Source organism: Corallococcus llansteffanensis (genome assembly GCF_003612055.1).
Taxonomy (GTDB): Bacteria; Myxococcota; Myxococcia; order Myxococcales; family Myxococcaceae; genus Corallococcus; species Corallococcus llansteffanensis.
Genome location: NZ_RAWB01001010.1, coordinates 1 through 1,519, shown reverse-complemented (window position 1 = coordinate 1,519; position 1,519 = coordinate 1). Strand labels below are relative to the sequence as shown.

At 71.0% G+C, this 1,519-nt stretch carries 1 protein-coding gene; it reads right to left on the bottom strand.

Annotated elements, in window-relative coordinates:
- Positions 1–101: 101 nt before the first annotated feature.
- Positions 102–1,519, bottom strand: a 1,418-nt coding sequence (locus D7V93_RS42930) for an AMP-binding protein (RefSeq protein WP_341871003.1), incomplete at its 5' end; no start/stop codon positions are given.

The following is a 1,519-nucleotide window of genomic DNA, read 5'->3' as shown; positions in this document are numbered from 1 at the left end:
CTCTGGCGGTGGGAGCGGCTGACGCTTTTCGCCGGGCCGCGCGTGGCCGCGCTGTACCTGCGCAGGTCCTTTGACGTGGAGGCCTTCTCCGGAGGCCAGCGCTACTTCACCGTGAGCCCCGGCGTGGCGGCGGCGTGGCGGTGCGCTTCCTCTTCGCGAAGGTCCTCGGAAACGGACGTCAGCTCAATGACGGGCAGGGAGAGCGTGACGCCGGTGTGGAGCCGCTGGACGGGAGCCTCCCCCTCGGAAGCGAACGTGGTGCGCAGCGCCTCATGCCGTTGCACCAGGCCCTGGAGCGCCTGCTCCAGCGCGGCGACATTCAAGGTGCCATCGAGCACGAGGATGCCGGGCACGTTGTAGAAGGCGCTGCCGGGCTGGAGCTGATCCAGGAACCACAGCCGCTGCTGGGCGAACGACAGCGGCACGGGACCGGTGCGAGGCATGGGCACGAGCGGCGGAGTCCCCGAACGTGGGCCCTCCTGCGCAAGAAGGGCCGCCACGCGAACGGCGAGCGTCTCCACGGTGGGCGCGGTGAACAGGTCCCCCAGGGGCAACTCCACCCCCAGCGTCGAGCGCAGTCGGGACACCACCTGCGTGGCCAGCAGCGAATGGCCACCCAGGTCGAAGAAGTCATCGTGGATGCCCACCCGCGCCACGTGCAGCACTTCGGCAAAGAGGGCGGCGAGCTGTTCCTCCAGCGCATCGCGCGGAGCGACGAAGTGATCCTCCGTCGCCACGGGAGCCTCCGGCACCGGCAGTGCCGAGCGGTCCAGCTTGCCGTTGGCGTTCAAGGGCAGCGCATCCAGCACCACGACGGCACCAGGGAGGAGGTAGTCAGGGAGCCGCTGCTGGAGGGCGGAGCGCAGGGCCTTGCCCTCCAACGCCACGCCGACGACGTAGGCCACCAGTCGCTTGTCCCCGGCGACGTCCTCGCGCACCACGGCCACGGCCTCGTGCACGCCGGGCAGTGCACGCAGGGCTGCTTCGAGCTCGCCCGGTTCGACGCGGAAACCGCGCAGCTTCACCTGGAAGTCGGTGCGGCCCAGGAAGTCCAAGGTCCCGTCCGGACGCCAGCGGGTCTTGTCACCGGTGCGGTAGAGGCGCGCACCCGGCGTGGTGCTGAACGGGTGCGGAAGGAAGCGCTCGGCGCTGAGCGCGGGCTGGTGCAGGTAGCCCCACGCGAGTCCTTCGCCACCGACGTACAGCTCGCCGGGCATGCCCGGAGGCACCGGTCGCATCGCCGCGTCCAGCACGTACACGGTGGAGTGGGGCAGGGGCCGGCCGATGGGGACGGAGGCGCCCACCGCGTCGCCCGCGCGCAGGGCATGGGTGGTGGAGAAGGTGGTGTTCTCGGTGGGCCCGTAGCCATTGACGAGCACGGAGCCCGGAGGAAGCCGCGTCAGGTGCTCCCGCACGCGGGACGCAGGAAGCACGTCACCGCCCGCCAACACCCGCGGCACGCTGGCGAGAGCGTCCGGATGGTGCACCGCCATCTGCTCGAAGAGCGCTGCCGTCAGCC